This is a genomic window from Mucilaginibacter gracilis (assembly GCF_003633615.1).
GTDB lineage: Bacteria > Bacteroidota > Bacteroidia > Sphingobacteriales > Sphingobacteriaceae > Mucilaginibacter > Mucilaginibacter gracilis.
The window spans coordinates 4,839,886-4,865,998 of sequence record NZ_RBKU01000001.1; the positions used below are offsets into that span (position 1 = coordinate 4,839,886).

30 protein-coding genes, 1 tRNA gene and 2 pseudogenes are annotated in these 26,113 nt (G+C 44.0%); 20 read left to right on the forward strand and 13 right to left on the reverse strand.

Annotated elements, in window-relative coordinates:
• Nucleotide 1 precedes the first annotated feature (1 nt).
• Nucleotides 2-883, forward strand: coding sequence for a hypothetical protein (locus BDD43_RS21540; protein WP_121199677.1), 882 nt, complete (start codon nt 2-4; stop codon nt 881-883).
• A 71-nt stretch (nt 884-954) separates the two neighbouring features.
• Nucleotides 955-2,020: pseudogene (locus BDD43_RS21545) on the forward strand (IS481 family transposase).
• Between the two features lie 661 nt (nt 2,021-2,681).
• Here BDD43_RS21545 and BDD43_RS30870 read toward each other — a convergent pair.
• Nucleotides 2,682-2,816, reverse strand: coding sequence for a hypothetical protein (locus BDD43_RS30870; protein ID WP_262707426.1), 135 nt, complete (start codon nt 2,814-2,816; stop codon nt 2,682-2,684).
• A gap of 73 nt (nt 2,817-2,889) precedes the next feature.
• Here BDD43_RS30870 and BDD43_RS30415 point away from each other — a divergent pair, with 73 nt between their 5' ends.
• From BDD43_RS30415 to BDD43_RS21565, 3 genes are all read left to right on the forward strand, one after another.
• Entirely contained in the window at nt 2,890-3,489 is a 600-nt protein-coding gene (locus tag BDD43_RS30415) for a hypothetical protein (RefSeq protein WP_211339711.1), read from the forward strand.
• 64 nt (nt 3,490-3,553) lie between these two features.
• Nucleotides 3,554-3,682 (forward strand): hypothetical protein, encoded by a 129-nt coding sequence (locus BDD43_RS30875; RefSeq protein ID WP_262707427.1) that lies wholly within the window; start codon nt 3,554-3,556, stop codon nt 3,680-3,682.
• A gap of 3 nt (nt 3,683-3,685) precedes the next feature.
• Nucleotides 3,686-4,177, forward strand: a complete 492-nt coding sequence (locus tag BDD43_RS21565) for a J domain-containing protein (protein WP_121199683.1) — start codon at nt 3,686-3,688, stop codon at nt 4,175-4,177.
• Between the two features lie 228 nt (nt 4,178-4,405).
• On the opposite strand, the gene BDD43_RS21570 is transcribed toward BDD43_RS21565, so the two are convergent.
• Together BDD43_RS21570 and BDD43_RS31115 are read right to left on the reverse strand one after the other, a co-directional pair.
• On the reverse strand, nt 4,406-4,594 hold the full coding sequence (locus BDD43_RS21570; protein ID WP_121199685.1) for a hypothetical protein: 189 nt from the start codon (nt 4,592-4,594) through the stop codon (nt 4,406-4,408).
• Entirely contained in the window at nt 4,594-4,788 is a 195-nt protein-coding gene (locus BDD43_RS31115; RefSeq protein ID WP_121199687.1) for a helix-turn-helix transcriptional regulator, read from the reverse strand. Before BDD43_RS31115 ends, BDD43_RS21570 begins: the two co-directional genes overlap by 1 nt.
• Before the next feature lie 377 nt (nt 4,789-5,165).
• Here BDD43_RS31115 and BDD43_RS21580 point away from each other — a divergent pair, with 377 nt between their 5' ends.
• On the forward strand, nt 5,166-6,380 hold the full coding sequence (locus tag BDD43_RS21580) for a tyrosine-type recombinase/integrase (RefSeq protein WP_121199689.1): 1,215 nt from the start codon (nt 5,166-5,168) through the stop codon (nt 6,378-6,380).
• Between the two features lie 16 nt (nt 6,381-6,396).
• On the opposite strand, the gene BDD43_RS29775 is transcribed toward BDD43_RS21580, so the two are convergent.
• The 4 genes from BDD43_RS29775 to BDD43_RS21595 form a co-directional block, all read right to left on the reverse strand.
• Entirely contained in the window at nt 6,397-6,606 is a 210-nt protein-coding gene (locus BDD43_RS29775; RefSeq protein ID WP_147425710.1) for a hypothetical protein, read from the reverse strand.
• Between the two features lie 243 nt (nt 6,607-6,849).
• Entirely contained in the window at nt 6,850-8,022 is a 1,173-nt protein-coding gene (locus tag BDD43_RS21585) for a Fic family protein (protein WP_121199691.1), read from the reverse strand.
• Nucleotides 8,023-8,143: 121 nt separating this feature from the next.
• Nucleotides 8,144-8,377 carry a hypothetical protein gene (locus tag BDD43_RS21590; protein WP_121199693.1) on the reverse strand — a complete coding sequence of 78 codons (234 nt, stop codon included), beginning with the start codon at nt 8,375-8,377 and terminating at the stop codon, nt 8,144-8,146.
• A 12-nt stretch (nt 8,378-8,389) separates the two neighbouring features.
• Nucleotides 8,390-8,650: a helix-turn-helix domain-containing protein gene (locus BDD43_RS21595; RefSeq protein ID WP_121199695.1), complete on the reverse strand. Its 261-nt coding sequence runs from the start codon at nt 8,648-8,650 to the stop codon at nt 8,390-8,392.
• Nucleotides 8,651-8,780: 130 nt separating this feature from the next.
• Between BDD43_RS21595 and BDD43_RS21600 the strand changes: the two genes are divergently transcribed.
• The 4 genes from BDD43_RS21600 (at nt 8,781) to BDD43_RS21615 (ending at nt 11,280) form a co-directional block, all read left to right on the forward strand.
• Nucleotides 8,781-9,590, forward strand: a complete 810-nt coding sequence (locus BDD43_RS21600; RefSeq protein WP_121199697.1) for a hypothetical protein — start codon at nt 8,781-8,783, stop codon at nt 9,588-9,590.
• Between the two features lie 292 nt (nt 9,591-9,882).
• Entirely contained in the window at nt 9,883-10,539 is a 657-nt protein-coding gene (locus BDD43_RS21605; RefSeq protein WP_121199699.1) for a recombinase family protein, read from the forward strand.
• A complete protein-coding gene (locus BDD43_RS21610; RefSeq protein WP_121199701.1) occupies nt 10,536-10,997 on the forward strand; it encodes a hypothetical protein in 462 nt (153 codons plus the stop codon). The genes BDD43_RS21605 and BDD43_RS21610 overlap by 4 nt, the downstream gene beginning before the upstream one ends.
• Nucleotides 10,998-11,040: 43 nt before the next feature.
• On the forward strand, nt 11,041-11,280 hold the full coding sequence (locus BDD43_RS21615; RefSeq protein ID WP_121199703.1) for a hypothetical protein: 240 nt from the start codon (nt 11,041-11,043) through the stop codon (nt 11,278-11,280).
• Nucleotides 11,281-11,387: 107 nt separating this feature from the next.
• Here the strand turns inward: BDD43_RS21615 and BDD43_RS31120 are convergent.
• The 3 genes and pseudogenes from BDD43_RS31120 to BDD43_RS21635 all read right to left on the reverse strand — a co-directional run bounded on the left by BDD43_RS31120 (nt 11,388) and on the right by BDD43_RS21635 (nt 13,304).
• Nucleotides 11,388-12,481 (reverse strand): annotated as a pseudogene (locus BDD43_RS31120) (ISAs1 family transposase).
• Between the two features lie 150 nt (nt 12,482-12,631).
• Nucleotides 12,632-13,066, reverse strand: a complete 435-nt coding sequence (locus tag BDD43_RS21630; RefSeq protein ID WP_121199705.1) for a hypothetical protein — start codon at nt 13,064-13,066, stop codon at nt 12,632-12,634.
• A gap of 164 nt (nt 13,067-13,230) precedes the next feature.
• Nucleotides 13,231-13,304, reverse strand: a tRNA-Ile gene (locus tag BDD43_RS21635).
• A 264-nt stretch (nt 13,305-13,568) separates the two neighbouring features.
• Between BDD43_RS21635 and BDD43_RS21640 the strand changes: the two genes are divergently transcribed.
• Nucleotides 13,569-14,576, forward strand: a complete 1,008-nt coding sequence (locus BDD43_RS21640) for a fatty acid desaturase (RefSeq protein WP_121199707.1) — start codon at nt 13,569-13,571, stop codon at nt 14,574-14,576.
• An 18-nt stretch (nt 14,577-14,594) separates the two neighbouring features.
• Nucleotides 14,595-15,227 carry an HAD family hydrolase gene (locus BDD43_RS21645; RefSeq protein WP_121199709.1) on the forward strand — a complete coding sequence of 211 codons (633 nt, stop codon included), beginning with the start codon at nt 14,595-14,597 and terminating at the stop codon, nt 15,225-15,227.
• On the opposite strand, the gene BDD43_RS21650 is transcribed toward BDD43_RS21645, so the two are convergent.
• Nucleotides 15,224-16,111 (reverse strand): glycosyltransferase family 8 protein, encoded by an 888-nt coding sequence (locus tag BDD43_RS21650; protein WP_121199711.1) that lies wholly within the window; start codon nt 16,109-16,111, stop codon nt 15,224-15,226. The genes BDD43_RS21645 and BDD43_RS21650 overlap by 4 nt on opposite strands.
• A 195-nt stretch (nt 16,112-16,306) precedes the next feature.
• Here BDD43_RS21650 and BDD43_RS21655 point away from each other — a divergent pair, with 195 nt between their 5' ends.
• The 3 genes from BDD43_RS21655 (at nt 16,307) to BDD43_RS21665 (ending at nt 20,012) form a co-directional block, all read left to right on the forward strand.
• On the forward strand, nt 16,307-16,570 hold the full coding sequence (locus BDD43_RS21655; protein WP_121199713.1) for a YtxH domain-containing protein: 264 nt from the start codon (nt 16,307-16,309) through the stop codon (nt 16,568-16,570).
• 565 nt (nt 16,571-17,135) lie between these two features.
• Nucleotides 17,136-19,604, forward strand: coding sequence for a DUF5686 and carboxypeptidase-like regulatory domain-containing protein (locus BDD43_RS21660; RefSeq protein ID WP_147425712.1), 2,469 nt, complete (start codon nt 17,136-17,138; stop codon nt 19,602-19,604).
• A 72-nt stretch (nt 19,605-19,676) separates the two neighbouring features.
• On the forward strand, nt 19,677-20,012 hold the full coding sequence (locus BDD43_RS21665) for a hypothetical protein (protein ID WP_121199717.1): 336 nt from the start codon (nt 19,677-19,679) through the stop codon (nt 20,010-20,012).
• Nucleotides 20,013-20,127: 115 nt separating this feature from the next.
• On the opposite strand, the gene BDD43_RS30200 is transcribed toward BDD43_RS21665, so the two are convergent.
• Both BDD43_RS30200 and BDD43_RS21670 read right to left on the reverse strand, forming a co-directional pair.
• A complete protein-coding gene (locus BDD43_RS30200; RefSeq protein ID WP_162847140.1) occupies nt 20,128-20,298 on the reverse strand; it encodes a hypothetical protein in 171 nt (56 codons plus the stop codon).
• Between the two features lie 440 nt (nt 20,299-20,738).
• Entirely contained in the window at nt 20,739-21,986 is a 1,248-nt protein-coding gene (locus BDD43_RS21670; RefSeq protein ID WP_121199719.1) for a DEAD/DEAH box helicase, read from the reverse strand.
• Between the two features lie 179 nt (nt 21,987-22,165).
• Here BDD43_RS21670 and BDD43_RS21675 point away from each other — a divergent pair, with 179 nt between their 5' ends.
• The 5 genes from BDD43_RS21675 to BDD43_RS21695 all read left to right on the forward strand — a co-directional run bounded on the left by BDD43_RS21675 (nt 22,166) and on the right by BDD43_RS21695 (nt 26,100).
• Entirely contained in the window at nt 22,166-23,512 is a 1,347-nt protein-coding gene (locus BDD43_RS21675; protein WP_317128809.1) for a DEAD/DEAH box helicase, read from the forward strand.
• Between the two features lie 92 nt (nt 23,513-23,604).
• Nucleotides 23,605-23,874, forward strand: a complete 270-nt coding sequence (locus BDD43_RS21680) for a hypothetical protein (protein ID WP_121199721.1) — start codon at nt 23,605-23,607, stop codon at nt 23,872-23,874.
• A gap of 102 nt (nt 23,875-23,976) precedes the next feature.
• Nucleotides 23,977-24,615, forward strand: coding sequence for an urease accessory protein UreG (gene ureG / locus BDD43_RS21685; protein WP_121199722.1), 639 nt, complete (start codon nt 23,977-23,979; stop codon nt 24,613-24,615).
• Entirely contained in the window at nt 24,612-25,406 is a 795-nt protein-coding gene (locus tag BDD43_RS21690) for an urease accessory protein UreD (RefSeq protein ID WP_121199724.1), read from the forward strand. Before ureG ends, BDD43_RS21690 begins: the two co-directional genes overlap by 4 nt.
• Nucleotides 25,399-26,100 (forward strand): hypothetical protein, encoded by a 702-nt coding sequence (locus tag BDD43_RS21695; RefSeq protein WP_121199726.1) that lies wholly within the window; start codon nt 25,399-25,401, stop codon nt 26,098-26,100. Before BDD43_RS21690 ends, BDD43_RS21695 begins: the two co-directional genes overlap by 8 nt.
• The last annotated feature ends 13 nt before the right edge of the window (nt 26,101-26,113 follow it).

Consider the following 26,113-nt stretch of genomic DNA (forward strand, 5'->3'; position numbering starts at 1 on the left):
TATGCAGCGCAAAGAATTTTTACGAAAAGCGGCCGTTTTAGCGACAATCCCTCTTGTTAAACCATTCAACAGTTTGGCGAAATTAAATAGTCCAAATAGGCCGGAACTTTTCATGGATGCATATTTAAATCTATATACTCAAAAGCTGCATGAAGGCTTTAGGATTCCCAATGCGGGAAGTGCGCACACGGCAAAGGAACTCGTCGAACAGCATATTAAGTTGGCCGCGCGAACTAACAATGTTGAGGCAAAAAAAAATAGTATGTTTCAAGAGTATGTTGTCAAGCCTATTATAAACAAGGCAGCTCTTAATGGTGTAGGCCCAAAAGGTAATATCCAACGTTTTAAAGATTCGAAATTAGGGAGCGCATCTACATTGGTTCATACACATCAATTTCCAGATCAATCTTCTGCGGCATTTGATCGGTCAAGATATTGCGATCCTCATCAAAAGCAAATATTTGAAGAAGAGGACTGTCTATGGATTACGCCTTTAACGAAATATAATCCGTATGAAAATATTTATTGGGTCGAACTCGAATTGGATTATATTTTATACAATCCCCTTTATTTTTATAACGGCTTACCAATGGAAAATCCCCAGATTCATACAATGTCGCCCGAGTTGGCGCAATCAATCTACGACACAAATACAGTACATAGATTTGTAAAGAATAAAACTTTTAAAACTCAAAGATTTATATATTCGGACACGCCAGATAATAACCCGTTTAGGAACCCTATAATAACTAAAATTTGGTGGGGGCATGATTTAGCCGTTCAGGAATACAATAATCTTGTTCCAATTCAGCCGTATGATACCTCGACAACGGGGTATGTAATCAATCCAGGTTATAAAGAATCGTGCCGTAATTGCATATAGGTGTAAAACTCCAGACTTGATCTGACAGGACGGTTGTAAAAGATACACAACCAACCAAGAGGAGAAGTAAGATGAGTATTGAACAGAAAGTAATCAAGCCGAAGCTGGGTGTATTGGAACTGGCGCGGCAGCTGGGAAGTGTCAGCCAAGCTTGCAAGGTGATGGGCTATTCACGGGATAACTTTTACAGTTTTAAGGAACTGTACGAGACCGGCGGCGAGCAGGCGCTGATGGACATCAGTAAGAAGAAGCCAATCCTGAAGAACCGCGTGCCGGAGCATTTGGAGAAAGCGGTGGTGGACTTAGCGGTGGAGAACCTGGCGTTAGGTCAGCTGCGTGCCAGCCAGGAGTTGCAGCAACGTGGAGTGATGGTATCGTCCAGCGGCGTGCGTTCAGTGTGGGTGCGCCATGATCTGGAGACGTTGAAGAAGCGGCTCAAGGCACTGGAAGCGAAGTCGGCGCAAGAGGGCATCCTGCTCACCGAGGAACAGCTTGCCGCGCTGGAGAAGGCCAAGGAGAAACGCGAGGCGTTCGGGCAGATCGAGAGCCAGCATCCGGGTTATCTGGGCAGCCAAGGATACCTACTATGCCGGCACCATGAAAGGCGTCGGACGCATCTATCAGCAGACCTTCGTCGATACGTACAGCCGCGTGGCAATCTGTAAACTCTATACCGAGAAGACCGCCATCACCGCCGCCGACGCACTGAACGACGGTGTGCTACCGTTCTTTGCCGAGTACGAGATCCCGTTGCTGCGCGTGTTGACGGATCGGGGAACGGAGTATTGCGGCAAGATCGAGCATCATGTGTATCAGCTCTATCTCGCCGTGGAGAACATAAACCATACGCCAACGAAGGCATCCAGCCCGCAAACCAATGGCATCTGCAAACGCTTCCACCGTACCCTCAAGGAGGAGTTCTACGACATCACCTTCCGCAAGAAGCTCTACATGACGATGGAAGAGCTACAGGTTGACTTGGACGCTTACTTGTACAAATATAACAACCAGCGTCCTCACAGCGGGAAATACTGCTACGGCAAAACACCCATGCAGACCTTCCGTGAGTCGTTGAAAATAGCAAAGGAGAAGAAGCTCTCCCAACCAGATTTATCTGACAGTAATATCGCTGCCTGATAAATAATTTTCCGTCAGATCAAGTCGCGTGTTTTACAATATAGGAAAGGCTATGATTTGAATATTTTGTTAATTTTTAAATCCTATACTCTCAGCAGGAAATGTTGGCATGCTGAAAATTATACCTTATAGACTCATAAGATTTTTGGAGAGCAAGAACATTTCGCGATTTAGATTTTTTTTAATTCCGGGCATTACCCGATCCGCGAGAAAATCGCAATCCGGGTCGGGCTTTCCGCTGTATCTTCTTCGAAGGATGACACTCCAATCCGCTAATGCATTTCCCTCGCCGTCAAAACCGCTTAACTCCATCGCTGCGTTTACTCCGCTCATTCGTTCAGCAATTTTTCCGGCCGCGCTGCAAGAGCCTTGCTGCCGGTGCCAACCCCGCGATCCCAAATTTGATCGTACGCTTCGCTTAACCCACAAATTTCCCGCTTACCGGCAGCAAGGCACATGCACTCCCCACCCCATTTGAAGAAGGCGGTTTAAAGGGTGAACCAAGCCCTTCGGGTGCTATGCACGGTAACTGTAACCGTGAAGGCAGTTCCTCTTTAACCGAAATCGGCATTTAATTTTTGTTTTATGGCGTTGCCAGTAGCTGCATTTTATATGGCATTTTTTGTTGGTTGGGTTTCATTTGACCTTTGACGAGGCAAATTTATACCTCTTCGGCAGACAAGGCCATGCAAGTGCCGCTTAAAAAAATCTCCATCCCTGCGCTACTCTCCGGGTAGTATTTTTTTGCGGCAGCCTTGTCTGCCAGCCCCCCGCGCAAATATTCTGCCTCTATCAAAGGCCAATTGAGGCGTATGCCGAAATGACTTTGAGAATTAACATTTTTTTTAATCACTAAAAACCATCAGAAAATGGATTTAAAAAATCAAAATGGCGCGGAGTTTCAGGGAAGCATGAGCGCCAAAGAGGCAGGTAACGGCGTGGCAAAAACCAATGATGCCAAAAAGGAAACGTCATTGACGGCCAATGGTGTCAAGACGAACGGCAAGGCCGACATTAACAAAGACAAGGCGGTTGCCAGCGGCGCAGATTTAGGAGGCAACGGCAAGGTTGAACCAGCCAAGCAAGAAGCGGAAAAAGCCGAGTCTGCGCAACCCGCACCGGAAAAAGCACCACCGTTGAAAGAAGAGGTGAAACCCCTAAAAATGGTGCTGAACCTTGAAGGCACGTTAAAGGTGGTGGAAGATTTACACCGCCGGAGCATCCAGCGCATGAACCTGATAGCCCGGATTAAGCAACTCGAAACTTTTGAAGTAGACTTGGCTGCCGAGCGCGACGAGCTGGAAGACAACCCTTATCAGGGCTGCAAACTGATTATTGAGGATGATAAAGGCAGGCGTTTTATCACCACCACCCCCGGCCTCATTCGGTTGGTATCGCAATTTATTTTTAATGCCTGCCATGAAAAGCTGGCCGAGATTGAGGCGCATATTGTTTTACCTGTAGCCTAAAAATCGATGCAAGCCCTGCTATACGGCGGGGCTTGCTTTTTCTTCACCACAAAACAGCACCACCATGTACGAAATATTTATAGAGTTCCTCGATCAGATTTTTTGGGAGGGATATGCCAGCCAGTTAGCGGCTGAAAACCCGCAAGAGTTCCAGAACGCCTACAAGGATTTTTACGACAATTATAATGCCTGACCGATGCAATGGTTTCAGGACTGCCGGACCCTCCAGGAGGTCAAAGCAACTTACAAGAAACTGGCACGCCAACATCATCCCGATTTGGGCGGCGATACCGCGACTATGCAGGAAATAAACCGGGAATATGCGCTCGCCACCGCCAAGATCATGAGCGGCGCAGGGCTTACCGATGAGGAAACCGAACACGAGATTCTATCTTCGGAAGCGTACAGGCAAGCCATCGAAAGCATTGCCCACCTGATCGGCCTCACCATTGAAATTGTCGGCCACTGGATATGGGTGACCGGTAATACCTACCCGGTACGGGATAGTTTAAAAAAGGCGGGATTCTTTTTTGCTGCTAAAAAACAGGCTTGGTATTTCCGCACCGCCGAATACAAAACCGCGCGGTCGAGCGGCAAATCCCTCGACGCCATCCGAAACAAGTACGGCAGCGAAACCATAGGCGATGAAAACCTGAAACGTAAAAGCGGTAATCAACTCGACCGCTGAAACGGAAGACACTAAAAGCTTTATTGGTTTTTTAAGCATGGACGGAAAAGTCCGTGCTTTTGCATGGGCGGACTACTTTTCTTTGCTCCGGCTGCAAAGAAAAGTAGCAAAAGAAAACGCCTGTCCACTGCTTTTTTTAGGGTGGCCCATTGGTTTGAAACCCGCGATTTTGTCAAATCCCCTGTTGGGGGACCTGCTGACGGGGCCAAAAATGGTTCGGATTGACTATCAGGAGCGTTTAGCGAGGTGGCCCATAGCTGAATTTACTTTTTTCTCAGAAATATTGTCATCCCGGAAATCCGGCATTTTTGCCTGTGGAAGTTTTACACGGGCGAGCATAGGATTGATGCGGTAAACTTTCTTACCGTAATAGTTGACCGTGTTACTCTCTTGTTCAATGCCTTTTTCGGTTGTCATTATTTTGCTCTCGATTGCGTTTGTGAAATTTGTTCATGTATCCAGTTTTGAACATCGCTCTCTAACCAGCCGACCGACCTGACGCCAATAGAGATTTGACCGGGAAAGGTCTTTTCGGATATTTTTTTATAGAGTGTGCTCCTGGGTAAACCAGTGAGTGCTTTAACTTCGCTGAGACGGATAATTTTGTACATGTTATTCCCTTCTTGCTGACGCACAAAAAATAAGACGCGCGCGGCGCAATGGAACAGGCAACCGTAAAAGTTGCACAACAGTGCGGTACATTGTCTTATAGTATCTCACAGCATTTGGGGGCAGGTTTGGGGGTTTCCGCGAATTTATCAAACAATTAATTGTTTGATTGCAGCATGTTGTGTCTACAGTTTGGGTCCCGTCACTCCCGCCATTTTCTCTTCCAGAGATGGCCCAAAAGATCCCCGAAAGCACAGCAAATGAGCCATTTTTTAAAAGATCGGGTGCCTTCGGGCTCTCAGGGCGTCTATTGACAGCCGGGGGTAGGTAGGGGTAGAAATGGGGGTAAGTACCAACCCCTATTTGAAAGTTACCCCCAATGGCACTCACAGATGCGAAACTAAGGAACGCCAAACCCCAGGCTAAGTCTTACAAATTGAGTGACGAAAAAGGGCTTTTCCTGCTCGTCCAGCCTTCCGGGGGTAAATGGTGGCGGTTCAAATACCGCTTTGCCGGTAAGGAGAAATCACTCTCCTTAGGGGTATATCCCGAGATAAGCCTTGCAGAGGCCAGGAACAGGTTGATGGAGGCCCGTGCGCTACTCCAGGCAGGGAAAGACCCTTCTTTCGCGCGACAGGAGGGAAAAAGGACTATTACAGCCAAGCATCAGAACACTTTTGAAACCATTGCCCGGAAATGGCATGACTACTCGATTAGCAGGTGGACACCAAAATATGCCCGCCAGATCATCACCCGTCTCGAAGCAGACGTTTTTCCTGAAATCGGCAGTTACCCCATTGCAGATATAACGACCCCCGATCTGGTACGCGTGGGGCGGGCAATCGAGGGGCGGGGAGCAAACGACCTGGCGCACCGGGCGATCCAATATTGCGGGCAGATATTTACCTACGCTGTACAAACTGGAATAATCACCCATAGCCCTGCAACAGAGTTGCGTGGCGCTTTAAAGCCCGTTGTGAAAAAAAATCATGCCTACCTCAAAGCCGACGAATTGCCTGATTTTATAACCCGGCTTGAAAATTATGATGGCGATGCGCAAACCAGGCTGGCCTTAAAGCTTATTTTGATGACCTTTGTGCGGACGACGGAATTGCGTGGTGCGGAGTGGACAGAGATTGACTTTGAAAAGGCGGAATGGCGCATCCCTGCGGCCCGTATGAAAATGAAAGAACCGCATATCGTCCCGCTATCGAAGCAGGCGATTGCTGTATTACAATCGTTACAACGTCTTACAGGCCAGTGGAAATATATCTTTCCGAACAGCATCAAACCGGGATTTGGTTTCATGAGCGAAAACACGATGCTTTTTGCCTTATATCGGATGGGCTATCGCGGGCGCACCACTATTCACGGCTTACGGGCGACGGCTTCAACCATTCTGTACGAGAACGACTATACCCAGGACGTGGTTGAACGGCAGCTTGCCCACGCTCCACGCAATAAGGTTAGGGCTTCCTATGACCATGCAAAATTCCTTGGCCAGCGTCGCCAGATGATGCAGTGGTGGAGCGACTATCTCGAAACGGCAGGCAAGAACAAAATCAATACCAGTATCACGAAACAAGCGGCGTAAATCATACGCATGGCCTCTACCTATCTATCTGAATGGCGTCGATCTGCCGCAAGTATTTCAGGCATTTGGTCACGGTGTCGTAATGTACGTCTAAAGCTTTGGATAAGTGCCGCGCTGAAATATGCGTCCTGCCATCATTATCCATGCTGGTCATGATGTGTATGAGTAAGCGCAGTGACAGCAAGGGATACCGGCATTCTTTGGTATCGCAAATTTGTTTGACCACGGCGCCTAGATAGACCCGCTCAACTTCGACCATGTTTTCAGGCAGCCATTCACGATCTGCATTTGCCTGGCTGCTCTGGCAGACTGATTTAGAAAATTCCACAATACCCTCCTAAGTTGTTCGGAGTGCGGATATACAGCTTAGGATTGCGCGGCAAAGTTGCACGATGAATTTCAGCACAATTGTGCCGTTGATTTTGGCGATGTGTCGAAATTTTTACACGCTGATAATTTTGGAAGCGATTTACCGATCCCGGTTGATATCCCAGTCATCCTTAGCGGGCGCGCCACGCGAAAAACTTTTTGCCCATTCACGTACTTCTCTTAGCGTGTAGCTTGTGTTTCGCCCGCCGCCTTCTTCTTTGGCTAAAATACCAAGCTTGATGAGCTGTTGTATATCGCGGCCAGCGGTATCCTGAGAGCATTTGGCAATCTTGGCCCATTTGGAAGAGGTCAATTTGCCTTCAAAGCTCTCCAGTAATTTATTGAGCATCAGTCGTTGCCGCTCATTGATTGCCCGCGTGGCAGGATTATCCCAGAATCTGGCCTTGGCCATAACCTTGGCAAGCGTCTGGTCGGTACTCTGCAATGCCCGCCCGTAGCAGTCGAGGAACCAGGTGAGCCATTCCGTTATGTCGAGCGTCCCTTTTTGGGTGTATTCGAGCATGTCGTAATACCGGTTGCGTTCTATCCGGATTTGCGCGGACATGCTGTAAAAGCGTTGTGCGGTCTGGTCGGCACGGGCGAGCTGCATGTCGGCAATGGCACGGGCAATGCGGCCATTGCCATCATCGAACGGGTGGATGGTAACAAACCACAAATGCGCGATGCCCGCTTTTAAAACGGGATCGAGTGAGAGGTTGCTATTGAACCATTCGATAAAGCGCCCCATTTCGGAGGCCAGCAATTCCGCGTCGGGTGCCTGGTAATGGACTATTTCCCGGCCCATCGGCCCGGAAACTACTTGCATGGGGTCTTCTTTGCTGTTGTTGCGCCAATGGCCGACAGCGATCTTATGCATGCCGCTCCTTCCTGTTGGAAATAAGGCCGCGTGCCACCCAAACAGCCGGTCTTCGCTCAACGGATCCTGATAACTTTGCGTTGCATCCAACATCATCTCGACCACCCCATCGACATTCCTGTCGGATGGTGTCAAACCCGCAATCTCCATTCCGAGCCGTCTTGCAATGGAAGACCGCACCTGGGCGGCATCCAGAATTTCTCCTTCGATCTCACTGGATTTGACTACATCCTGCGTCAGGGTTTGCAGGGTCGCTTCTTCCTGTAAACTGAATCCGATGCCTTCCATCTTTCCGAGCAGACGGCCCTGTTGATGACGCGCAGCCGCAAGCTGCGGCAAAATTGCCGGTTCATCCCATTGAAACTTGGGCCAATTCTTTAGCTGATGGATATACATTGGTTTTATCTCCGCATATAGTGCGGTAAATATAGGAGTTTATCTTCGCACGGTCAATAAATATCTCCGTACAATATGCGGAGAATAAAGGGACAATTCTCCGCATTTTCCCACAACGCTGTTACCGATCCCGGTTGATATCCCGGTCATCCTGAGCGGGCGCGCCACGCGAAAAACTTTTGGCCCACTCGCGCACTTCTCTTTCGTATTCGCTTTTACCGTTCACCAATCCGCTGAAAAAAGGATTGTGATCGTTAGGGCTGGCGGTGATTTGTGCGGCCAGTGTGGGCTCATGTTTTGCCAGCAAATAGCCGCTATTAAACCCATCAATATATTTTTGTTCCTGTTCGTCCATGAGGCATGAATTTTAATAGGTGTGTTTATTTAAATAAGCGTTGATCGACTCCATATCATAGAGAATGATCTTTTTCTCCGGTTGGGAGAATTTGATTTTCCCTTCATCACGAAGCTTTTGCAGGGTGGTCTTGCTGGTGATCCGTAGTATTTTCATCGTTTCCTCCCCGCTGATCCATTTTACCGGCATATTGTTCTGTTTTTCTTTGATGCGCTCGACGACGCGCTCAATGAGCGAGTAAAACGCTTCGTCATGTAAGCAAATGACTTCCATTGGATTGATGGTTAAAATATCCTTTAAAAATAATAATTTATCTGCCTTATGAAAAATGGTAAATAATAATTCATCAAATATTAACGATTGTGCGATAAAATCTATAGAAAAGGGATGAATAGGTCAGGTTATGAGCGGCTCCGATGACAAAGATGCATTAACGGAAGAAGCCAAATCAGCCGTCATGGCTTCGGGTGCGTTGGGAAATCTCAAACATGTGGCCTTCGATCACAAAACTCCATCCGAGAAAATTGGCCTTGAAGACCTGAAGCAGCAAGCCGAATCTGTTGTCGAAAATATCCAGCAGATGCTCGATGGAGGCAACGTGGATAGCAGCACGGCACTCAAATTATCAACGGCCCTTACCAAACTCCGTGGCGCACTGGATAACGGCAAGGTATCTCGAATGGCGCTTGCCGCGGCACTATCCGAAGCCAACACTGCTCTCAGCAGTATCGCCGACAAAGGAATGAGCGCACAACAAAAGGCGGATCAGTTGTGGCAGCAGGTCGAGGCGGATAACAAAGATATCGACGACGATTTCGTAAAGATGCGTAAAGCAGGCATTCACTTTAATGACGGCCTGTGGAACAAGCACAAAGAGTTGATGGAATACCTGCAAAAGCATCCGCGTGATATTGCAAAACAGAAAGAACTCGATGCGGTCGATGACGCGATGTTGTTGCAGGCAGAGCCGCAAATTGCTCATCACCCTGATGCTAAATCGTTATTCGACGATGCGAAGAAGAAAAGTGAAGACCGGCATGAGGCGGTGGATAAGGCATTGGCCGCGATCAATAAGGGCTTTGCTAAAACGAATGAAATCGTGAGCGCATTTGACGACGAGACGCAAACACCGCATGATAAACTCACCATGAACGATGTAGCTTCACAATCTGTTGGTCAGAAGCCGAAACCGGCATCAAAGCACCTGGGTTGAGCAGAGAATAAAATGCTCGAAGCCTGCGCTTTAAACGAAGCAAAAAATATTTCATGAAAAATTTGTTCATATGTAAACCAACGTATGCTTCCGAACAAAACCCAACCATAAGCGGACGTTTTTATTTTTTCCTTAAAGCTATAATCCGTTGTAACACATCAACTTCCGCGATAGCGATTTTCTCAATATTACTGAATTGGACGATAGCTCTGTTCAAAGGTAAACGTTGGTTTACTTCATAACGGATTGTCTGGCGCAGTGGTGTTTTTAACCTTTGCGAAAAACAAGAAATGTGAAAAAGGCAATCGCGTATTACCGAGTGTCAACCGGGCGGCAGGCGGAAAGCGGCTTAGGAATAGAAGCGCAGGTCAAGGCGGTAAGGGATTTCGCAACGAACAATGATTATTCCCTGGAAAAGGAATATATCGAAATCGAATCCGGTAAGAATAACCACCGGCCCGTCTTAAAAAGCGCGCTGCTTCAATGCAAGCGTAGGCAAGCTACGTTGATGGTGGCAAAACTTGACCGAATGAGCCGGAATCTGAATTTTATTACCGGTCTGCTTGAGTTGGGCGTCGATTTTAAGGCGATTGATGTGCCGACGGGCGAGAAATTCGTCATGCATATCATGGCGGCGGTGGCCGAGCATGAGCGCGACCAGATCAGCAAACGTACATCACTCGCATTACAGGCCGCAAAGGCTAAAGGTGTCGAGCTTGGAACCTATGGAAGATATGTTTTATCGAAGGAAAACCGTGAACTGTCGCATCGCTTTGCATTGGCGATGCGGCCAACGATCACCGGCTTATTGAAGGATGGTTTTGAAACGGTGCGCGCGATCACCGATGAACTGAACCGGCTGAAGATTCCGACCTATCGGAATAACGGCAGCAAATGGCATGTGGGCACGGTTCACAAAGTAATGACACAGATAAATAAAAAAATATGAAAACAAAAAACCGAAATTATGCATCGTTACCCAATGTTTTTAACCGTCTGAAAACGAAGCCTTTTGCTCTTACCGGCGCAATTTTACTCGTCATAACGATGCTATCGGCCAGAACGGTATCGGCGCAGCATAATACCAAAATTCAAGCGGCGATAAACTCAATTAAAGAAGCCTACTACTGTGAAGATCAGGATTATCTCACGGACGGCCAGCGTACGGTATGGGTTAAGTCTTATAAAAGATGGGAACCGGATGATTTAACGATTATGAAAAAAGAAGCGCCGCCCATTCTTACTTTTCTTCAACGCGCCGCGCAGCACAATCGCTACGATGTGTTGGAGCAGTTATTACCTGACTATTACCGCGAGCATGGCGGCGTGAAAGCGTTTGCAAATGCTGTTATCCAGGCGACTCAAAAGACTATTTCAGCCGGAAGCTCATTCAGAATTATTCAATAAAAACCGCATTCATTTATTCATTCACAATTTAAATTTTATCATTATGAAACGATTCATTACAGTTGCCAAAAAACATGGCGAAGAAGTGCTGATACTTATGCGCAATGCTGCAGCAGGTGCGGCCGGAGCAGATGCCTACATCTGGCTTAAAAATCACCTTCAAAAAAAGCAGATTGCTCACACAGATCAGAATGCAAGCCACCAAAGTCAATTGCAGCATCAGGGCGGCTTTGTTTCATTCTATATCGGGCCTGACGGTAAATGGGCTTACGTAAACCATTAAATTACTTTTCATTGATTTCCCCTAATCCTTTCCGGTCACCGCGAAAGGATTTTTTTATGCCTGATACGGAAACTCACACGCCCCCCCTATAGCAGGGCTGTTGCATTCTAATTTATTAGTTGATTTAGTTTCGTTATATCATTGGCGACGAGCCTTTGTGCTTGTGCCATATTTTTATAGTCATTTGTTCTGAATAAGTTAATGGCGATATTCCTGAATATAGATGTGTTTTGTGGGGCGTTCGCTGTTCTTATTCGTGAAGCATCTTCTTTGAAAGTCATATCTTTTACCCAATGCAGGCCGTTCTCTATACTCCAATGGTTCCGGATCCCGCTACAGAACGCCTGAGCAGTAACTTTACGGCTGCTGATGTAGTATGCGTCTTCCTCCCTCGTTTTACCTTTGTCTCTTACCATACGTTTTACTTTGATGATCTGTTTTAAGCCGGCCCAATGTTTATCCATGTGACCAACCGCATCGCTTACAACTACTTCACGGCGTTCTGTACGCCCCTTGCTATATTCCCATTCAGAGAACCGGCTGGTGACCGTCATCATATCTGCGGTCATCGATTGGATGTGTTGGCATAGCGTTCTTTGATTCATTTTTACGCCAATGACATAATCATTCTTTGTATCTATGATCACCCTTACAGTTTTTTTTGACAATGAAGTGCATCTAAAGTTAAAGTTGTTCCGCTCAATCCCAGATCTGCTATAAGTTTCTGTACAACAGGTATCTCGCTTTCCTTAGAGTTGTCAACAAGTGCGTTGCCGATAACAAGCTTTTTACGGCTACTGTAAATACTCACCAGGTTGATGAACCGCTGCTTTTCTATCGAATAGTCGCTCATGGTTCCTTTCATCGCTTTCCCATCCACGTGTAGCCACTCTTGTTCAGTGATATCGGTGTGCTGCCGCACCCATTTATAAAAGCTTTTACTCAACTTGTCAAAATCCAGGTCTTGTATTACTCGCCGAACCGTGTAAAAACTTGGCAATCTGTTCTTTTTCGGCTTCAGGGAAGCTAAAAGATCTACTTCATTGCGGGTTATAAAGTCTCCAATAGCTCGATAACCATGATAACCACTCATCGTACTCATCAAAACAAGTAAGAGTACAAAGGTCTGGTCGTGTCGTTGTCCTGCACGACGACGACCGTCCGGGAGTTCCGCCAAATAAGATATAATGCCTTGATTCATATTTAAAGTTAACTCCTTATTTTTTAGAATGCAACAGCCCTGCCCCCTATAGGGGCAAAATCTTTAATTTGGGCTGCCGCTTAAAATGTATAAGTACCTGAACTGCGGCGCATATATCGGCAGTTGCAACCCTGATCTTCGTATCATTCGCTATGGGGCTGGCTTTCGATAGGTATATAGTTTTGTTGCCTCGCTAACACTACGAATAAGCTTTTTTTGCTTAGCTAACTTGAGCAGCACACCCGAGACAGTGTACGTATAATAAATACCCTCATGGTGTTCTGTGCAATAGGCTGTGATTTCGGAAAGACTTCGTGGTGTTTCGAAATAGTCGGTTGTAACAAGAAGCTTCTGTATTATTCTGGTCGCCCCCAATGGTCTGTCTGGTTTGCGTAATTTTTTAGTCACGCTGCCTACTGCGGGTGGCACATCGACGGCCTTGCGTTCGGGTGTGACGTTCCAGTGGTCGAACTGCTGAAGTAATCGGTCAATTATTTTGATTTGTACCGCCTCTGACTGAAAGGCATTCATCGCGTCTGCGATGTCATTCAATTGGTGTTTCAATTTTTCGAGATGCTTGCTCATGAAATTATACTTGTCTTAAAAGTACCGTTTTTAAGAGTATAGTTCAAATAATTGAAAAATTATTGGGAGCGAATCACACAGAAAGACATACTCCAATTTCCGTACCTATTTCGTACCAAAATAAAAAAGCACTTAGATTTTCATCGTAAGTGCTTGATTATCAGTGCGCCCACCTGGGCTCGAACCAGGGACCAAAAGATTATGAGTCTTCTACTCTAACCAACTGAGCTATAGGCGCGGGTTTGTTTTATTTTTAATTCGGGTGCAATTTTACGGAAAATAGTGCCGAAATACAAAACTCATTTATTTTTTTCTTCTTTTATTAACAAATAGACTGCAAATCAGGCTTATATTTTACTAAGACCATTGTTAAAATGGCAAATTGTGGCACCATAGCCTGTACCGGCTATGGTTTTATCTGGCTATTTTGACTGCATAAGTTTGCTTATAACGTTTTTTAAATTTAACATTGTATTTAGGATAGCGTTATACAATTATAATAATGGCGAAGAGAAAAGATTTTAACTGGTCGGATGAAAGTGAGCCGCATAAAAAGAGAACTAAAAGAATAATTGCCGAACATCCCGATATTAGAGAACTTATAGGCCGAAATCCCTACACAATTGTAGTAATTTTCCTGTGTGTTGCCGTGCAAATTGGCTTATCCGTTTGGCTAAAAGATGCGTCGTGGTGGCTTGTTGTACTCATGTCGTATGTTATTGGTGCTTTTGCAAGCCACACGTTGTTTATCTGCATACACGAGTGCGCGCACAACCTGGTATTTAAAAACCGCACGTTAAATACGCTTTCGGGCATATTTGCAAATCTGCCGCAAGGTTTTCCAAGTTCGGTTTCTTTTCAAAAGTATCATTTAAAACACCACTCCTTTCAGGGAGTATCCGAATTGGATGCCGATATGCCTTTTGGCTGGGAGGCGAGGTTAATCAACAATTCGTGGTTTGGCAAATCGTTATGGTTATTATTTTTCCCGGTATTTCAATTGCTGCGCCCTTTCAGGTTAAAAGAGATTGATTTATGGGATGCATGGACATTGGTTAACTGGCTTGTCGAAATAATTTTTATGGCCGCCATTGTTTACTTTTTTGGCGTTAAAGCTGTAATGTATATGATATTCAGCTTTTTCTTTTCGGTTGGCTTGCATCCGCTTGGGGCGCGCTGGGTGCAGGAGCATTACCTCACACATGGCGACGAGCAGGAAACCAAAAGCTATTATGGCATATTAAACGTGGTAAATTTGAATGTTGGGTACCATAATGAGCATCACGATTTTCCGTCGGTGCCCTGGAACAACTTACCCAAGATTAAAAAAATAGCCGACGAGCATTACGAAACCCTGGGCTACCACACATCGTACACGGCTTTATTGTTTCAATTTTTATTTAATCGGGACCTGTCGTTATTTTCGCGTACAAAACGTTCAAACCGGGGTGGCAAGCTTAAAGTTGCCGGTATACCGATTGAAAAACCGATAGTAAAACAACCCTTATAACCTGTTTACAATTGCTTTATGACTAATATAAAAAACATAATTTTTGATTATGGTAACGTGATATTCGGTATTGATTTTTTGCTTGCGCAGAAAGCCTGGACCAAGTTGGGCGTTAACAATGTAGAGCAATTTTTTGGGCACCGACAGCAAGACGAGGTATTTAGCGCTTTTGAAAAAGGCGAAATAACATCCGAAGAGTTTAGAAAACAAATACGCATTAAAGCCAACAATGCCAGCTTAACCGACGAGCAGATTGACAAAGCCTGGAACGCCATGCTATTAGGCATTGCCGATGGCAACCACGATTTGTTGTTAAAAGTTAAGGCCAAATACAACACCTTTTTACTGAGTAATATTAATGCAATCCATTACGATTTTATTATGGATTACTTGAAGCGTGAGTTTGGCTTTAATGGTAACGACCACTTATTTAACAAGGTTTATTACTCGCACTTAATGGGCAAGCGTAAACCCAATGCCGATATTTTTGAGCAGGTTTTAGCCGAAAATAACCTTAATCCTGCCGAAACGCTTTTTATTGATGATAGTCCGCAACATTTGGCCACTGCCGAAAAGTTAGGCTTACAGGTTTACCTGATGAAGGCGCCCGACACCATACAGGCATTTTTTGAGCGCGAAAGGTTAGTTTAAACCTTCTTTTTAATTTTAATCCAGATGTTTTTGAGCTTTTTTAGGTAGCGGTTAAGTTCGCCTATGGGTTTGGCGTTTCGCCATTCGGTTAACTTAAGGTATTGGTAAAATAGGCTCTTATATTTTGGATTATACTCATACGTTGTGTAAAATGGCTTGCGCGATATAAAATGGATGATGAAAGGTGTCTCCAAATTGCCCGACGAAAAATAATTCCAACGCGTGTCTAACTCCAGCCATTGGTTAGCTAAAACCACGTTGTAGCCATATTGATCGGGATAGTTTGCGTGCTTGATATTGGCATTAATGCAATCAATTACTTTTTGCGCCAGGTTTTGCTCGGCCCATTTTTGGGTGTTGATGAGCAACAAGCCGGTATTAAAATATTTTGTATCGGCTGCAAAGCCAAGTTCTTTATAATTCATTATTCCGCCCCAGGCATTGTCAAAAGTAAGCAGGCGTGGGTCTTGCACGGCACCTATAATATTGTCGCCCAAATCCTGGTTGTAAAGTTTGCTTACATCATCTAAAACAATCATGTCCACATCTAAAAACAAAGCCTTGGTAGTTTCTTTGGGCACAATGTACGGGATAAACAAACGCAGATAAATAGTTACCGGATAGGATGTATGATCGAGCGGAAGCTTCACCCCTGCCGGTATGGTGTTTTCCATCTTTATCCAATTAATGGTAAACATAGCGGCATCAACAGATGCTTTTATCCGGCGCTGGCTTTTTTGCTTAACCCCATCGGCTATAACATAAACCGCAATTTTTTCGCCCGTTTTATGATTAACCTCGATAGATTTAAGTAAAGCCGCCAGCATTATTACATAGTGCTCGTCGGTAACAACAACTATAGGGATCACGTTGGGAGATGTCATGTTAAACGGTAGAGGTCAAATTTAATCGACACTTATTTAGAGTAAAAGTGCAAATTAAAATTCTAAATCAGCAATACAGCTCAAAACATCTAAAACGGTGCAGCTTTTAATTTTTGCATTTATTTTAAACACAAGATAGCTTTTTGCGTTATATAGTTATTGAATAGATTTATTTCACAGTAAACAGATACCATCATGAACAATCAAACAAAATTAGTAGTAGGCTTACTTGCCGGTGCCGCAGCAATTGCTGCTGTTGGCTTATTATTTTCTACAGATAAAGGAACCGAAGTTAGAGAAGAAATAACCGATTACTTAGCTGATCTGGTTAATTCGGTAAAAAGCAAGGCTCAAGAAACTGCCGACAACCTCAATAGCATTAAAAACGACGCTGTTAAAAACGCACGATCGGCAATTAAAAGCAAAATTAATGATGCAGCCGATATTGTAGGCAATTAATTTAATTTTTGATATTTAAAATCAATAAAAAGGGCTTTCAGGTTTACTGGAAGCCTTTTTTATACCTGGTTACAGGTAAGCGTGGTTGCTCCCGTTTACGCCCCCACATACTGGCCAAACATTTTTTAGGGTATCAACCAATTTCCATCAAATAAGTGTTTTAACACCTATTAATGGCGTTTTAGCCAATTGCATTTGTTATCTATTAGTTTATATTTGTAATAAATTTGTTGCAAATAACAAATTACCCTTATTAATTTTTGCTATGGATAATTTATGCCCCGCCCAAAAACTACTGTAAGTTTAGCGAGCCTGCCATCCGGCAAATAAAAGGTATAGTAATTGCCACATAAGTAATGTAGTTGCCGTTTGGTTATAATTAAAAAGCATGTTTGCTTATTAATTAACTAAATTATGGCATTATGAATACCCAATTAAAAGGATTGGTACATGGTTGATATTAAAATACAGATATAAGTTGAGCAAAATTTTACTTTTTTCAGGAAAACATTTACACAGTTTTAAATTTTGGGTTACCGCATTTTGTTTATTTGGCTGTATTGATATGCCCCAAAACGTCTGCGCCCAGCAATTAAAAAACGTTACAGGTAAAATAACCGACGCACAAACCGGCGAACCCCTACCCTACGTAACGGTATCGGTAAAATTAACAAACGGCACCCGCAAAGGCGTTGCCACTAATTTCGACGGTATTTACCATTTAGCCGTACCGGGCAATATTGCAACCGATAGTATTTACACCAGCTACGTAAGTTATACCCCATCGCGCAAGCTGATACCTAAAGGCATCGAAATAGAAATTAACTTTCAGCTTGCTATAGATTCAAAAATGCTGAAAGCTGTTACCGTTACGCCTAAAACCTATGTTAACCCGGCCTGGGAAATTATGGCTAAAATGGTTAAACATAAACCCGATAACGACCCCCAAAAATTAAAAAGTTACGAGTATCAAAGCTATAACCGGATAGAACTATCGCTCACTAACCTTAGCGAGAAACTAAAACAGCGCAAAGTTTTTAAACAAATATTGCCGCTGATGGATAGCTTAAAGAAAATTGCCGGCGAAGAAGGTACTCCGGTGCTACCCATATTTGCATCCGAAACCATATCCGATTATTATTATCAAAACAACCCGCTTCGCAAAGCAGAATACGTTAAGCGTACCAAATCCGCAGGCGTGGGTATTGAAGACGAAACACTGGTTTCGCAATTAATTGGTTCTACCTTTTTGCAATACAACTTTTATAAAAACTTTTTGCGCCTTGCCGGGAAAGATTTTATATCGCCCCTAACAGATAGCTGGAAAACGTTTTACAACTACGAACTGATTGACGAGCACGATAAAATTAACGGCAAAGAATATTATAAAATAGAATTTAAACCAAAACGCGGCCACGATTTAGCCTTTAACGGCGTAATGTGGATTACTAAAGACGATTACGCCCTTTACCGTGTTGATGCTTCGGTGCCGCCGGATGCTAACCTTAATTTTTTAAGCAAGGTTCGCATTCAGCAAGAGATGGTGCAGCCCGAGGGTACAACGGCCTGGCTACCGGGAAAAACACGTATAACACTTAACATCAATAACATAACTAAAAATTTGTCGGGCTTTATTTGCAAGTTTTACTTATCAAACAGCAATATCAAAGTAAACCAGGATTATCCCGAAAGTTTGTTTAAAGAGCCCGTTGTGATGAGCCCCGATGTAGCCAAGGTTGACGAAAGCTACTGGCAAAAAAACCGTCATGATTCGGTTACACTGGCTGATAAGCGGGTTTACCAAATGATAGATACTGTTAAAAACCTGCCCCTTGTTAAAACCTATGCCAAGTTTGCCGGTATGCTTATAAACGGCTATTACAAAGTAGGCTGGTTTAGCTTTGGCCCCTACCCCTACACGGTTAGCCATAACGACTTGGAAGGCACCGTATTACGTGTTGGCGGCATTACCAACACCCGTTTTAGCGATAAATGGATTTTGGGTGGTTACGCCGCATATGCCTTTAAAGATGATAAACTGAAATACAGCGGTAGTGTTGACTACATTGCATCGCGCAAGCCCTGGACGCAGATAGGAACATCCTACCTGCATGATATTGGGCAAACCGGCTACCAGTACGAGAGCTTTACCCTTAACGGCAACAATGTTTTTAATGCATCTATTAACAACGGCGCAATAAGCACGCGCGGGCCGTTTTATCAAAACGTTATTAAGGCTTATGTACAGCGTGATTTAAAATCGGATTTAAGGGCCAAGGTTACCTTTACCCACAGCACTTTTGACCCGCTTACGCCTTACGAATACGTTTACCCTAATAACTCCGATACCATACATAACTACCAAACCGCCGATGCTACCTTTGAATTGCAATGGCGCCCGGGTACACGCTTACTGCAATCGAGCAAGATAAACAAGCGGATAACCGTTGGTAACGGAGCAGATAATATTACGGTTACTTTTAGATATGTACATGGTTTTAAAGGCCTGCTTGACGGCGACTTTAATTACAACAAGTTATATATTAATGCCCAGCAAAAGGTACATATGGGTATTTTTGGCAAAGGCGAATACTCGTTAACAGGTGGCTTTATACCAAGTAACGTGCCTTATACGCTGGTTGAAAACCACCGTTTTAACTTTAATACTATGCGCTTTTTAGAGTTTGCCAGCGATAAATATGCATCGTTAACTTACACCCAGCACATGGATGGCCTGATAACCAACAGCATACCGCTATTAAAGGCCCTTAACATACGCACAGTTTTAGTTGCCGATATTTTAGAAGGCAGCCTATCTACTACCAATAACGAGGCCTTTAGGCGCGGCCGTACCATTGTTGACCGCAGTTTAGGCTCAGTCCCTTATGTGGAAGTTGGTTACGGGGTTGAAAATATTTTGAAAATAATACGTGTAGACTTTTTATACCGCCTTACCCACATGGACCACCTGAATGGCCGCGGCGAACTGCCCGACAGATTTGCGCCACGCGTAAGCTTGCAGTTTAGGTTGTAATTTTTAAAACTGATTACCTTACCACATGTTATCAATAATAACCGGCCCTATAAAACGCCGGTTATTATTTTTATGAAAACTTACCAAACCAAAATAAATCCCAATGTACGTGGCTTATGTGTAGCACTGCAACAAAAGCTGCCTGCTAAATTTAACAACAAAATGTATGGCGGCACCAATTTAAACATTGTTGAAAGCGGTAACAGCATCGAAATTTGGCTTCCCCTACCCTACGAACAGTATCTCTATAAGATTGATGTGGATGGAAGTGATGTGAACATCAGCAAATCTGAACACTATACCGATGATGCAAACAGCCTGGCTATGGAAGACGTGCTAACGGATATTGTGATAGCGTTTATTGGAAAAGAAAACATTGAAAACCTGGAACCTTCAACCGGGAATTGATTTTGTAGCCGCTTTTAAACTACTTGAGGATAATTAAAAGGCATAAAAAAAGAGTTTCTTAACGAAACTCCTTTTTGTTTTAAATAGGGTAGATAGTGTATTTTGTAATTACAAATTAAGCAACTTTACGGCTTACGGACCTGCTACCTAATTGTTGTTTTTGTGTTGATTTGAAAGCTTGCAAATCACCTTCTAAAATTTCTTTTAATTGTTTGTCAAAACGGGTCATTATCAATTTAGTGCGGTTAAGCATCAATTTTTCGAGTATTAAATCCATATTTTCCATAATCGATGTGTTTAATTTGAATATCGTGATTTTTGTTAAGCTACCTGGCTGTTTTGGCTTCTGCTGCCCAATTGCTGGCTATTTGATTTAAACGATTGTAAATCGTTCTCTATAATTCTTTTAACTCCTTGTCAAAACGCGTAATCATCAATTTAGTGCGGTTAAGCGTTAATTTTTCGAGTATCAGGTCTATGTTTTCCATGGCTAAGTTAATTAATGATGTTAGCTATATTACCAATATTATGCCACCGGAAGCACGATTAAAAAAAGGCCCCAAAACAACGCCCAATATACATTTTAACGCATACAACAGTGTAAAGGGAAAAAAACACTGTATATTTTAATAGTCACAATAGTGTAAACTGCGGGTGTTAAAACAAACAGAACGGTTTATTTTGATACTTCAATTTTAACCTTCTTGTTCTTAATCTTCTCGTTCTTTATTTTTGCACGGCCTGCTGTATTCGGTTACGTTTAACGGCTACATACGATTCATGATCTCTAACCTCTATCAGCCCCAATTCATCTTTTTGTAAGCCACCTTTTTGTAACAACAAGCCAACAATATCAACTTTGTTTACCTTATCCTTTTTCCCGGCAGATATATAAATGGTATCCCATTCGGTTAAGGGCGGGGTTACGTTTTTCTCGGGCAATGTTTCAATTTCAGGTTTTTTAACATACGGCAGGCTTTCATCCGGCGAGAGTATTAAATAGGCTGTGCCCTTGGCGTGCATACGTGCCGTACGGCCATTGCGATGGGTAAACGCTTCTTCGTTATGCGGTAGCTGGTAGTGTAGCACGGCCTCAATCTCCGGTATATCCAGTCCGCGCGAAGCCAGGTCTGTAGTAATGAGCAAACGGTTGCTTCCGTTCCTAAATTTTAGCAGGGCATGTTCGCGGTCTTCCTGCTCCATCCCACCATGAAAAACACCATGTATCAATCCCATGTAACTCAACAGTTCGCTTATCCGGTCTACCGCTTCGCGGTGGTTACAAAATACAAGGGTAGCTTTGTTGCCTATTTTACATATCAGGGCAAACAAAGTACTAAGCTTATCTTCGGCATCGGCCATTACGGCTTTAATCTTTAAATCGGGCATTACAACGGCATCCTTTAAAAAATCCAGTTCAACCGCATTTTTTACTCCGGTAAAGGCCGGTATATCGTCCATTTTGGTGGCCGATGTTAATATCCGCTTGGTTAGCGCGCCCAAACTGCGGATGATATAAGCCATATCTTCCTGAAAACCAAATTCGAGTGCTTTATCAAACTCGTCCAAAACTAAGGTTTGCACGGTTGAGGTATCAAAACTTTCGTGGCGCACATGGTAGGCTATGCGGCCCGGTGTGCCTATTAAAACCGCGGGCGGTTGCGAAAGACTATTTTTTTCGATGCGTGTGGGGTGGCCTCCGTAGCAGCAGTTTACCTTAAAGCCTGTGCCCATGCTTTTAAAAACCTTCTCAATCTGCAAAGCTAACTCGCGCGATGGTACCAGCACCATTGCCTGTACCCCTGCCCTATCTTTTTGCAGCAGGTTTAATACCGGTAGCAAAAAACCAAGTGTTTTGCCCGAGCCTGTTGGCGATAGTAAAACCATATCACTTTGGTTCGGCACGTTTAACGCTGCGTGCTGCATTTGGTTAAGGGCCGCTATATTTAGATTTTGAAGGGATTGTTTAATCATAATGCGGCAAAGGTAGTGTTTGGTTTTGGTTCATGGATGATAGTTGATTGTTGATGGATGATAGTTCATAGTCAATGGATCATAGATGATGGTTTATAGTCATATTGACGTTTATAAAATGTGTATTTGCTATGAACTATCATCCATGAACTATGAACCATAGCCCTTATTTATGAACTATGAACCCGAAACTCACCACATTGCCAAAAAACCGTACCTTTGCGGCAATGTGGTCAGATAAATTAAAGCTAAACAAACAATTGGTACGCTCCCTTACCGATGCGGGATATTTAACCCCCAAGGAGATGCAAACGCGCTCGCTGTCGCGGATTATTGGCGGCCAGGACATGATAGGCGTTGGCCCCGAAGGCTGCGGTAAAACTACCACTTATGTACTGGGCGTGTTAATGCGCCTTAAATATGGTGTTGAAGAAGCTCCGCGCGCGTTGATATTGGTACCTGATAAGGAACGCGTAATAGCGGTTACCGAGCAATTTGAACTTTTAAATAAAAACGATACCATACGCATAGTAAGCCTGTACGCCGCACCCGGCACCGAGGCCCAGATGAACGCCCTTGCCGATGGTGCCGATATTGTTGTGGCCACGCCCGACCGTGCCCGTTCCATTTATCTTAAACTTGGCCTAAACCTCAACAAAATAATGATGTTTGTGGTAGACGATGCCGATGCCATTGTGAAACAAGGCCTGCAATTACCGGTTAACGAACTGGCAAACAGTATTTTAAAATGCCAGCACTTAATATTTACCGAAGTATTGCACGGTAAACTTGAACACATGATAGCGCCGTTTATGAACCAACCTGCCATTATTGAGGTTGATGAACTTGCCGAAGCCGAGGCCGAAATACTGGACCAACTGCTGTACCATGTACCAAACTTTCGTACCAAGTTAAACCTGCTTAATTTGCTGATGCACGATACCGAGGTATTTACCAAGGCCGTAATATTTGTAAATACCCGCTTAACTGCCGAAAAAATATTAAACAGCCTTACCCACGTTATTAAAAAAGAGGCTGCCATATTAAACCCCTTATTTTTTGAAACCGCCGGTTTTGAGCGCATTGATGATTTTAAGGAACAAACTGAAAAACGGATATTGATTGTAGCTAACGAGTTACAGGGCTTTATTGATGTGGAGGGCGTGCCCTTCATTATTCACCTGGAGTTGCCGGATGAAAAAGAAACTTTTATTGACCGTATTATAAAACGCGACGCCGACCAGGAAACTTTTGCCATAACCTTTGCAACGGATATTGAGTTAAGCATGGTTAAAAAAATAGAACAGGCAACGGGCCACAAAATACCAACGGCAGAATTGCCCGAAGACTTGATAGTTGCGAAAGAAGAAAATAAGGAAGAGACAAAGAAAAAACCAGCAGCCAAAGCCGCCGCTACCGAAGTGCGTGGCGAAGCCTTTCACGAAAAAAAGGATAGCAATAAAAAGGATTACAACTTTAGCGCAGGCACCAAAGCTAAAATGAACAAAAAGAAGAAGCACGGGTAAGGCTGGAAAAAAGGTAGACATTCACCTTGATGCCATTATGCTGTTCGCCCAACTTATAAGTCAATAACTTAATAACCAATAACTACCCACAGATGATAGAACCTTTTGATATTGAAATAGGCGAAACAGTTTACGCCGTATTTCCGGAAGAGGATGAGATTTATACCATTTTTAAGGATGGTATTGAATACGTAAAAATACAAAAAGACACGGAAGGCATTTGGCTAAAGCTTGACCCCGAAACCGAAATGCCAACCTTTGGCAGCGACGAGGAAATTAATAATATTGGTAAAGCCATTATACTTTACCAGGAAAACGGCGGCGGCGATGAAGAGGATGAAGACGAGGAGGAGTTTGAATAGACTTAGCTTAATGAGCCTGTTTAAATTTCATTCACAAATAGTTATTAAATAATAAAATCATCAACCCATCGAGTCGCTCGCAATAATGAAATAAAAAGTAACATGTTCGATAGAAATTACATCAAAATAGGCGTAGCCGGGCCGGTTGGCTCGGGTAAAACGGCTTTAATTGAGCGTTTATCGCGACACATGGCAGGTGAATATAGTTTGGGCGTTATCACCAACGATATTTACACTAAAGAGGATGCCGAGTTTTTAACCCAAAATAGTTTGCTCGCACCCGAGCGTATTATTGGTGTGGAAACTGGCGGTTGCCCCCATACGGCCATCCGCGAAGATGCGAGCATGAACCTGGAAGCTGTTGACGAGATGGCGGCACGCATACCCGATGTGCAGATTATTTTTATTGAGAGCGGTGGCGATAACCTTTCGGCCACCTTTAGTCCCGATCTGGCCGATATTACCATCTTTGTTATTGATGTTGCCGAAGGTGACAAAATTCCCCGCAAGGGCGGCCCCGGTATAACCCGGAGCGATTTACTGGTTATCAATAAAATTGACCTTGCACCATACGTGAATGCCGACCTTAATGTGATGGAGCGCGACGCCCGTTTAATGCGCAAGGGAGCGCCCTTTGTGTTTACCAACCTGATGAGTTTACAGGGCCTGGACAGTGTTATAGGCTGGATAAAAAAATACGGCTTACTGGAAGAGAACCCCGAACCTGCTTTGCGCAGATGATAGCACATTTGCATATACAAACCAAATTGCGCGATGGGATAACGTATCTTAAAAAATCATATTTTACGCCGCCGTTTAAACTTGCCGATGTGCGCGAGGATAAAAGAGACAAAACCCTGCGCCTGATGCTCATGAGCTCGTCACCGGGAATATTGGATGGGGACGAATACGATATTAAAATTGAACTGGACGAGGGTTGCGCACTTACCTTGTTAACGCAATCGTACCAGCGCTTATTCAGCATGCAGGGCAGCGCAGGGCAACAGTTGCAAGTTAATATGGCTGCGGGAGCCACGTTTTGTTACCTGCCCCACCCAACTGTTCCGCACCAAAACTCGGATTTTACATCAAAAAGCAATATTTACCTATCGGCCAATTGCAGCCTCATTTGGGGCGAAATTTTAACCTGCGGCCGTAAAATGAACGGTGAGATTTTTCTATTTTCAAAATATCATAATCTTACTCAAATTTACATGAATGGAAAGCTCGTTATTAAAGAAAACCTGCTAATTAAACCTTTGCAAATTGATGTGAATGCCATTGGGCAGTTAGAAAATTACACCCACCAGGCCAGTTTGATATTTTTAAACGAAAATGCTGATGTAAAAAACTTAAAAACATACATCAGTACGTTTTTAGCAACACAAACCGGTATTGACTACGGCATTACCGAAACACAAAAAAACGGACTGTTAATACGCATTTTAGGCTACAAAGGCGAGCAGCTACATGATTGCTTAAACAAAATAGCAGGTTTAATTAACACAACAAAAAACGCTGCCTATGCATAGCGAATTAGGCTTATTGGTATTAACAGCCATCACCATCAGTTGTATTCACACCTTTAGCGGGCCCGATCATTATTTGCCTTTTGTTGCCTTGTCGCGATCAAGGGGCTGGTCGGTTAGCCGCACTGTGGTGTGGACTATAGTTTGCGGTATTGGGCATGTTGGCAGTTCGGTAATTTTGGGATTGATAGGTATTGCCGTGGGCTGGTCGTTATCGCGGTTAAGCTGGCTAGAAAATATTCGTGGCGGTTATGCAGCCTGGGCCCTGCTTCTGTTTGGCTTGGCTTATACCATTTGGGGCTTTTACCATGCCCGGTTAAACAAGCCGCACAAACATTTTGATATTAACGATGATGGCTCAATTTACGTTTTTGAGCACAAGCACGGCCAAACCGTGGCCCCCAATAACCGCTACCCGGTTACACCCTGGGTAATGTTTTTCATTTTTGCAATGGGCCCAAGCGAGCCCATGATTCCGCTTTTATCTTATCCGGCTGCTAAAAACTCGGTTTTTGCCATTACCGCACTGGTTATTGTATATATTATAGCCACTGTATTAACCATGGTGGTTATGGTAGTTTTAAGCTTATACGGCATATCGTATTTTAAAACCGGAAAAATAGAGCGTTACGTGCATGCCCTGGGCGGCCTAACCATACTAATTTGCGGTTGCGGGATGGTTTTTTTAGGCTGGTGATTTTTTTCATCAC

What these genes read in the sequence shown, in the direction of transcription:
- BDD43_RS21540 (WP_121199677.1), top strand. Translation starts at nt 2, where the DNA reads ATGCAGCGCAAAGAATTTTTACGAAAAGCGGCCGTTTTAGCGACAATC.
- BDD43_RS30415 (WP_211339711.1), top strand. Translation starts at nt 2,890, where the DNA reads ATGGATTTAAAAAATCAAAATGGCGCGGAGTTTCAGGGAAGCATGAGC.
- BDD43_RS30875 (WP_262707427.1), top strand. Translation starts at nt 3,554, where the DNA reads ATGTACGAAATATTTATAGAGTTCCTCGATCAGATTTTTTGGGAGGGA.
- BDD43_RS21565 (WP_121199683.1), top strand. Translation starts at nt 3,686, where the DNA reads ATGCAATGGTTTCAGGACTGCCGGACCCTCCAGGAGGTCAAAGCAACT.
- BDD43_RS21570 (WP_121199685.1), bottom strand. Translation starts at nt 4,594, where the DNA reads ATGACAACCGAAAAAGGCATTGAACAAGAGAGTAACACGGTCAACTAT.
- BDD43_RS31115 (WP_121199687.1), bottom strand. Translation starts at nt 4,788, where the DNA reads ATGTACAAAATTATCCGTCTCAGCGAAGTTAAAGCACTCACTGGTTTA.
- BDD43_RS21580 (WP_121199689.1), top strand. Translation starts at nt 5,166, where the DNA reads ATGGCACTCACAGATGCGAAACTAAGGAACGCCAAACCCCAGGCTAAG.
- BDD43_RS21585 (WP_121199691.1), bottom strand. Translation starts at nt 8,022, where the DNA reads ATGTATATCCATCAGCTAAAGAATTGGCCCAAGTTTCAATGGGATGAA.
- BDD43_RS21590 (WP_121199693.1), bottom strand. Translation starts at nt 8,377, where the DNA reads ATGGACGAACAGGAACAAAAATATATTGATGGGTTTAATAGCGGCTAT.
- BDD43_RS21595 (WP_121199695.1), bottom strand. Translation starts at nt 8,650, where the DNA reads ATGGAAGTCATTTGCTTACATGACGAAGCGTTTTACTCGCTCATTGAG.
- BDD43_RS21600 (WP_121199697.1), top strand. Translation starts at nt 8,781, where the DNA reads ATGAGCGGCTCCGATGACAAAGATGCATTAACGGAAGAAGCCAAATCA.
- BDD43_RS21610 (WP_121199701.1), top strand. Translation starts at nt 10,536, where the DNA reads ATGAAAACAAAAAACCGAAATTATGCATCGTTACCCAATGTTTTTAAC.
- BDD43_RS21615 (WP_121199703.1), top strand. Translation starts at nt 11,041, where the DNA reads ATGAAACGATTCATTACAGTTGCCAAAAAACATGGCGAAGAAGTGCTG.
- BDD43_RS21630 (WP_121199705.1), bottom strand. Translation starts at nt 13,066, where the DNA reads ATGAGCAAGCATCTCGAAAAATTGAAACACCAATTGAATGACATCGCA.
- BDD43_RS21640 (WP_121199707.1), top strand. Translation starts at nt 13,569, where the DNA reads ATGGCGAAGAGAAAAGATTTTAACTGGTCGGATGAAAGTGAGCCGCAT.
- BDD43_RS21645 (WP_121199709.1), top strand. Translation starts at nt 14,595, where the DNA reads ATGACTAATATAAAAAACATAATTTTTGATTATGGTAACGTGATATTC.
- BDD43_RS21650 (WP_121199711.1), bottom strand. Translation starts at nt 16,111, where the DNA reads ATGACATCTCCCAACGTGATCCCTATAGTTGTTGTTACCGACGAGCAC.
- BDD43_RS21655 (WP_121199713.1), top strand. Translation starts at nt 16,307, where the DNA reads ATGAACAATCAAACAAAATTAGTAGTAGGCTTACTTGCCGGTGCCGCA.
- BDD43_RS21660 (WP_147425712.1), top strand. Translation starts at nt 17,136, where the DNA reads ATGCCCCAAAACGTCTGCGCCCAGCAATTAAAAAACGTTACAGGTAAA.
- BDD43_RS21665 (WP_121199717.1), top strand. Translation starts at nt 19,677, where the DNA reads ATGAAAACTTACCAAACCAAAATAAATCCCAATGTACGTGGCTTATGT.
- BDD43_RS30200 (WP_162847140.1), bottom strand. Translation starts at nt 20,298, where the DNA reads ATGGAAAATATGGATTTAATACTCGAAAAATTGATGCTTAACCGCACT.
- BDD43_RS21670 (WP_121199719.1), bottom strand. Translation starts at nt 21,986, where the DNA reads ATGATTAAACAATCCCTTCAAAATCTAAATATAGCGGCCCTTAACCAA.
- BDD43_RS21675 (WP_317128809.1), top strand. Translation starts at nt 22,166, where the DNA reads ATGAACCCGAAACTCACCACATTGCCAAAAAACCGTACCTTTGCGGCA.
- BDD43_RS21680 (WP_121199721.1), top strand. Translation starts at nt 23,605, where the DNA reads ATGATAGAACCTTTTGATATTGAAATAGGCGAAACAGTTTACGCCGTA.
- ureG (WP_121199722.1), top strand. Translation starts at nt 23,977, where the DNA reads ATGTTCGATAGAAATTACATCAAAATAGGCGTAGCCGGGCCGGTTGGC.
- BDD43_RS21690 (WP_121199724.1), top strand. Translation starts at nt 24,612, where the DNA reads ATGATAGCACATTTGCATATACAAACCAAATTGCGCGATGGGATAACG.
- BDD43_RS21695 (WP_121199726.1), top strand. Translation starts at nt 25,399, where the DNA reads ATGCATAGCGAATTAGGCTTATTGGTATTAACAGCCATCACCATCAGT.